We start from the raw sequence: 6,303 nt of genomic DNA on the forward strand, positions 1-6,303 counted from the left end.
GGAGGAATAGTATGGCCAAAGGAATTAAAGGAATTACAGTTGAAATTGGAGGAGATACGGCACCTTTAGATAAAGCGCTAGGAGATGTAAATAAAAGAAGTAGATCTTTACAAGTTGAATTAAGACAGGTTGAAAAGTTACTTAAATTAGATCCTACAAATACAGAACTATTAGCTCAGAAACAAGAACTTTTAGGAAAATCTATTAATTCTACAGAAGAAAAATTAAATTCACTAAGAGCAGCGCAAGCACAAGTACAAGCTCAATTTGAAAAAGGAGATATAGGCGAGGAACAATATAGAGAGTTTCAAAGAGAACTTATAAAGACAGAACAAGAATTAAATAATATTAAAGACTCATATAAAGTAGCTACTCGCAATTTAGAAGAATTTGGAGATAATAACGGAGTTGCGAAAGAAGAAGCTGAAAAACTTTCTAGAACTATTGAAGAACAAAATAAAGCATTAGCAGAAGAAAAAGAAGCTTTAAAACGTGCAGAACAAGAGCAAAAAGAGCATGCAGAAGCTGTTAAAAAGTCAACTGAAGAACTAGAAAAGCAAAAAGATGAACTATTAGATTCAGCTAAAGTTATTGGTGCAGGAGTTCTAGCAGTTGGAGCGGCAACTGCTACTGGAGCAGGGTATGCTTTAAAGTTATCTACAGAATTTGATAAAGCATTTAATACACTAATAACAAGAACTGGTGCTAGTAAAGATGAATTTGATAGTTTGAATACTTCTATGGAAAATATCTATAAAAACAATTTTGGAGAATCAATAGAAGATGTTGCTCAAAGTATGGGGACAGTAAAAGTTACTACAAATCTAGCAGGAAAAGAACTTGAAAAAGCTACAGAAAATGCACTCTTATTAAGAGATACTTTTGAGTTTGAAGTAAATGAGTCTACTAGAGCAGCTAAAATGTTAATGGACCAATTTGGACTATCTTCAGATGAAGCTTATAACCTAATTGCACAAGGTGCACAAATGGGATTAGATAAAAATGGAGACTTATTAGATACAATAAATGAATACTCTGTTCATTTTGAGCAAGCTGGGTATAGTGCAGAAGAGATGTTTAATTCATTGAAAAATGGGACTGATGCAGGCACCTTCTCGGTAGATAAATTAGGGGATGCAGTAAAAGAATTTGGAATAAGAATGAAAGATGGTAGTGCATCAGAATCTATTAAAGAATTAGGTTTAAACGTAGATAGTGTTACCAAACGATTCGCCAAAGGCGGAGAAGTTGGAGCAGATGCTATGGAAGAAATCATAGATGCGTTGTTCTCAGTCAAGGATCCTTTAAAACAAAATGAAATAGGCGTAGCTCTTTTTGGGACAATGTTTGAAGACTTAGGACCTAAAGGTATAGAAGCATTAATGAATATTCAAGGGGAGGCTGACAGAGCATCTAATACGTTAGAAACTATTAATAGCCAAAAATATGATGATATAGGGTCAGCACTTGCTGGACTTGGACGGACTTTAAATACTGATGTTATAAAACCTCTTGGGGAGGAACTGCAACCTGTTGTAGAGGAAGCTATAAGCTATGTGCAAGATAATGCTCCAACTATAAAAGATATTCTATCGGATATTGCTGATGTAATCGGCGACATAGTATCATTTATAGTAAACAATGGACCTACTATAGCAGGTATACTTGGTGGATTAGCAACTTCATTTATGATATTAAAGGGTATACTTGTAGCTGAAAAAATATTTAATTTTGTTAAAGGAATAAAAGCACTCGAAGGTGGATTAACACTTGCAAATGCAGCGACCAAATTATTTAATAGTACTTGGTTAGCAAATCCTATGGTATGGGTAGGAGCAGCAATAGCTGGGGTTGTAGCTGGGCTTATAGTATTTTGGAATACAAATGAAGAATTTAGGAATAAAGTTATTTCAGCATGGAAAGCTATAAAAGAATCTGCGTCTAAATGCTGGGGATCTATATGTGACTTTTTTACAGAAACTATACCTAATGCTTGGAATTCATGTATTACTTTCTTACAAGGAATTCCGAATTGGTTTAGTAATTTATGGACTATGACAATGGATATATTTAATCAGTGGGGTACTAATGTAAGTACATTTTTTACAACAACTATTCCGCAATTAATAACTAATATAGTTACATGGTTCAATCAATTACCATATAAAATTGGATTTGCGTTAGGTTCTATTTTAGCTAATATAATTAATTGGGGAGTTAATACATGGACTTATCTATCAACAAACGTACCTACTTGGATAAATAATGTAGTTAAATACTTTAGCCAATTACCAGGGCGTATATGGTCATGGTTATCTAAAGCCATACAAAAGATTACTAGTTGGGGTTCTCAAACTTATAGCAAAGCTAAAACTTCTGCTAGTAACACTATAAATGGTATAGTTAATTATTTTAGTAAACTGCCAAGTCGTTTATGGTCATGGTTAAGCCAAGCGATTCAAAAAATCGTTCAAATGGGTTCGAACATGGTAAGTAAAGGTAAAACTGCTGCTTCAAATGTTGTTAATTCTATTGTTAATGGATTTACTTCTTTACCTGGGAAGTTAGTCAATATAGGTAAATCAGCAGTCGAAGGTATTTGGAATGGTATAACAGGCGCTAGCGGATGGATAAAAGATAAAATTAGTGGATTTTGTTCTGGTATAGTAAACGGGTTTAAATCAGCATTAAAAATAAATTCACCTGCAAAAGTAATGTACCCTGTAGGTGGAGGAATAATTGAAGGTGTTGATAGTGGTATGGATAATGAAATGCCTAATCTATACACAAATTTAAAGACAAAACTTACATCTATGGTATCTGAAGTACAAAGTTTAACTAATGACAGTAACATTAAAAGTTCAATACTATATCCGAACTTAATGAATAATATAAATAGTAATATAAATGATAATCAAGGAAATAGAGATATTAGTATAACTCAAAATATATACAGTCCTAATCCTCTTACTCCAAATGAAATTGCTAGACAAACTAAGAATGCACAAAGAAGATTAGTTTTAGAAATGAATATTTAAGTGGAGGTGAGTAATATTTATCAAAAAATAAAATATATATCATCTTTAGGAGAAATAGACTTTAAAAATTCTGAACCTATAATATTACAATCGATAACTGGCTTAAGTGAAACTAAAGCTGAGCATACAACTACTAAATACATAAATCAAGATGGTGAAAAGTATGAGAAAAGTAATTTAAATAAAAAAGAAATAGTAATAAAATTTTTACTTATCGGAAATAGTCATGAAGATTATATTAATTACAGAAATAAAATCTTAAGAGTTATCAATCCTAAAGCTGGAGAAGGAGAACTAATATACTCATATGGAGATATACAAAGAAGTATCAAACTTGTACCTGATGAATCCCCAACTATGCCTATAAAATCTAATACCAAATTTGCTGAATGCGAGGTTGTTCTATTAGCACATGATCCTTATATGAAAGATGTAATGGAATATGGAGAAGAGATATGTACTTGGGTAGGAGGAATGAGTTTTAAATTTAGTCTGCCTCTTAGTTTTAAAAAGCGTGGCGAAACTAAGCAAAATATTTACAATAATGGGCATGTTGAGACACCTATAAAAATATATTTTAAAGGTCCAGCAAATAATCCTTGTGTAATAAATCACTCTACAGGAGAATTTATTAAAGTTAATAGAGAACTTACAAGTGATGATACTTTAATTATAAATACTGAATTTAGTAATAAGACAGTTGAGATTGAAAGAAATGGTGTAAGAACTAATGCTTTTAATTATATAGACTTAGATAGTACCTTTTTTAAATTGAGGGTGGGAGACAACCTTATTGAATATACAACAGAAAATAATCTTACTCCTCAAAGTGTTGAGATAAGATATAGGAATAGATATATAGGAATATAGGAGGTGCATTATGGCAGAGTATAGTGGATTCTTTGATGGTGATTATTTATATGGCCAAGATGAATTTAATAGATATTTTAGCAATATTTACGAGAGTGGTGTTTCTATTAGCGAAAATGGAGACATGACTCTTAATTGTCATATTAGTGGCAATAATATAATAATAGAACCTGGATTTTCAATAATAAAAGGTTTTTATCTATATAATGATAGTAATAAAACTATAATTATAACTAAAGATAGTAATTATACTAGAATAGATAGAATTGTACTTAGACTTAATTTAAGTTCTAAAAAAGTATCTATAGAACAAAAATTAGGTGTAGCTGGTAGTAATCCTGTTGTTCCATCGTTACAAAGAGATAACCTTATTTATGAATTAAGTTTATGCCAAGTAAAAGTTACTTCAGGAGGAGATATATCTATAATTGATGAAAGATTTAGTAATGATCTTTGTGGAGCTATAAGACCTAAGAATCTTACAGAATATAATAATATGGTAACTCAATTTCAAACTCAATTTGATGAGTGGTTTAATAGTCAGCAGTCAAAGGGATGGAGGAATATTTATATTCAACAAAATAAACCTATTGATTCGGTGGTGGGTAGCATATGGATAAAAAAATTAATATAAGAATATTTGATAAAGATATAAATTTTATAGGAGAAGTAGATAACTATACTTCTCTTTTTTATATCAGAAAATGGAATTCATATAATGAGTTTGAGTTTCATGTCACTAATTATAATAAAGAGTTATTTAAAAAAGATAATATAATAATGTTAAATAATGACCCCTCTAAAATTGGTGTTATTAAGCATATTCAAGTAGTTAGTGAAGATGATAAAGATATCTTAGTTAAAGGATTTGGATTGACAAGATTGTTTATTGATAGAGTAACATATCCTCCAAGTGGAAAAACATATGATTATTATAATGATTACATAGAAAATATAATGATACAACTTGTAATTAAAAATGCTATAAATCCAGAACACATAAATAGAAAAATACCTTATTTAACAACCAAACAATATTCTAACAAAGGTAGTAAAGTAATATTTCAAACTAGATATGAATGTTTATTAGATGAACTTACAAAGTTAAGTGAGTTATCCGAGTTAGGATTTAGAGTAGACTTAGATTATAAAAATAAACAATTTATATTTAAAGTTGTAGAGGGAGTAGACAGATCTACAGAACAAAATATAAATTCATATGCTTTATTCTCAAGAAAACTTGATAATATACTTAGTGAAACTTACACAGATAGTGATATAGACTATAAAAATTGTGCAATAGTTGGTGGACAAGGAGAAGGTATTGATAGGCAAATAGAATATGTAAATGATAATTTATCAGGTATTAATAGGAAAGAGATATTTATTGATGCGAGAGATTTAGAAAATCAGGAAGAAAATACTAATTTGATAGACAGAGCAAAAGAAAAACTTGCTGAGCATAAAGAAGTTAAATCACATGAGTGTTCTATAAACGCTAAAGATTATCAAGTATTATGGGAACTTGGTGATTATGGAACTATAAGAAATGATGAAATCGAAGTAACTCAAAAAGCACAAATCATTGAAGTTAAAGAAATTTATGAAGATAATTTTGATGTTGAAGTTACATTCGGAAATACATTTACAGATTTTTCTAAAAAATTAAAACAAATATCAAATAGAAATTTTGAAAATAAAGAACAATTTATAGGCAAAGATATGCCTTCAGATAGTTATAAAGGTAAAGTATGGATAAAGACTAAATAAAAGAGGTGATAAAATGGCTGATATAAAATCTCAGTATAAAATATTTAACGGAGTTGACTATGATACCTATCACTTTGAAACTAGTGAAGATATGTTAGTAGGTCAGCAACAAACACTTAAATCTAATGGATATAGGAAGTTACCCGGAGGACTAGTTATAATGTGGGGGGAAGTTGAAGCTGACTTTACAAATGGAGTTACTTGTAACTTTGTATTTAACTTCCCTATTCCTTTACTTAATAAAGTAGTTTACGCTGATGCTAAATGTTGTTATAACATAACTAGAAATGACTCAACTTATATTTCATATTTTACATCTTCTTATGCTGATGTTGGGAATTTAAATAGTGCGAAATTTTACTACAGAACAGAAAACAACACAGTGGCAAATAATAGATTTAGGTTCAAGGTGTTTATATTAGGCTATTAAAGGTGGTGCTTAGATGGATAGAAAGTATAATTTAAGACTAGATTTACAATTCAGGTGTAATAACTCAGTCATGAAGTTTGATGAGTTTGATAACGATACATCTGATTTTTTTATGCGAATAACACGAGGCGGAGAACTATTTAATATAGATAAAGCTATAGTAGCTCTATGTGTAATAAAACCAGATGGGAGTTC

Annotated in this window: 6 protein-coding genes; all 6 read left to right on the top strand. The window is 30.2% G+C overall.

Features of this window, described 5'->3' with window-relative positions; translation table 11 throughout:
- Positions 1-11 precede the first annotated feature (11 nt).
- Positions 12-3,038 carry a phage tail tape measure protein gene (locus H8923_RS06360; RefSeq protein ID WP_153971996.1) on the top strand — a complete coding sequence of 1,009 codons (3,027 nt, stop codon included), beginning with the start codon at positions 12-14 and terminating at the stop codon, positions 3,036-3,038.
- 6 nt (positions 3,039-3,044) lie between these two features.
- The gene (locus H8923_RS06365; RefSeq protein ID WP_317982814.1) at positions 3,045-3,908 is read left to right on the top strand and encodes a phage tail family protein; all 864 of its coding nucleotides are present in this window, start codon (positions 3,045-3,047) and stop codon (positions 3,906-3,908) included.
- A 10-nt stretch (positions 3,909-3,918) separates the two neighbouring features.
- Entirely contained in the window at positions 3,919-4,542 is a 624-nt protein-coding gene (locus tag H8923_RS06370; protein WP_153971995.1) for a hypothetical protein, read from the top strand.
- Positions 4,521-5,678, top strand: a complete 1,158-nt coding sequence (locus H8923_RS06375; RefSeq protein WP_153971994.1) for a siphovirus ReqiPepy6 Gp37-like family protein — start codon at positions 4,521-4,523, stop codon at positions 5,676-5,678. Before H8923_RS06370 ends, H8923_RS06375 begins: the two co-directional genes overlap by 22 nt.
- A gap of 13 nt (positions 5,679-5,691) precedes the next feature.
- On the top strand, positions 5,692-6,108 hold the full coding sequence (locus H8923_RS06380) for a hypothetical protein (protein WP_153971993.1): 417 nt from the start codon (positions 5,692-5,694) through the stop codon (positions 6,106-6,108).
- A 13-nt stretch (positions 6,109-6,121) separates the two neighbouring features.
- The coding region (locus H8923_RS06385; protein ID WP_187127864.1) for a hypothetical protein at positions 6,122-6,303 on the top strand (182 nt) is incomplete at its 3' end.

Origin of the sequence: Romboutsia faecis (assembly GCF_014323405.1) — a bacterium.
Lineage (GTDB): Bacteria > Bacillota > Clostridia > Peptostreptococcales > Peptostreptococcaceae > Romboutsia_E > Romboutsia_E faecis.

What these genes read in the sequence shown, in the direction of transcription:
- H8923_RS06360 (WP_153971996.1), top strand. Translation starts at nt 12, where the DNA reads ATGGCCAAAGGAATTAAAGGAATTACAGTTGAAATTGGAGGAGATACG.
- H8923_RS06380 (WP_153971993.1), top strand. Translation starts at nt 5,692, where the DNA reads ATGGCTGATATAAAATCTCAGTATAAAATATTTAACGGAGTTGACTAT.
- H8923_RS06370 (WP_153971995.1), top strand. Translation starts at nt 3,919, where the DNA reads ATGGCAGAGTATAGTGGATTCTTTGATGGTGATTATTTATATGGCCAA.
- H8923_RS06375 (WP_153971994.1), top strand. Translation starts at nt 4,521, where the DNA reads ATGGATAAAAAAATTAATATAAGAATATTTGATAAAGATATAAATTTT.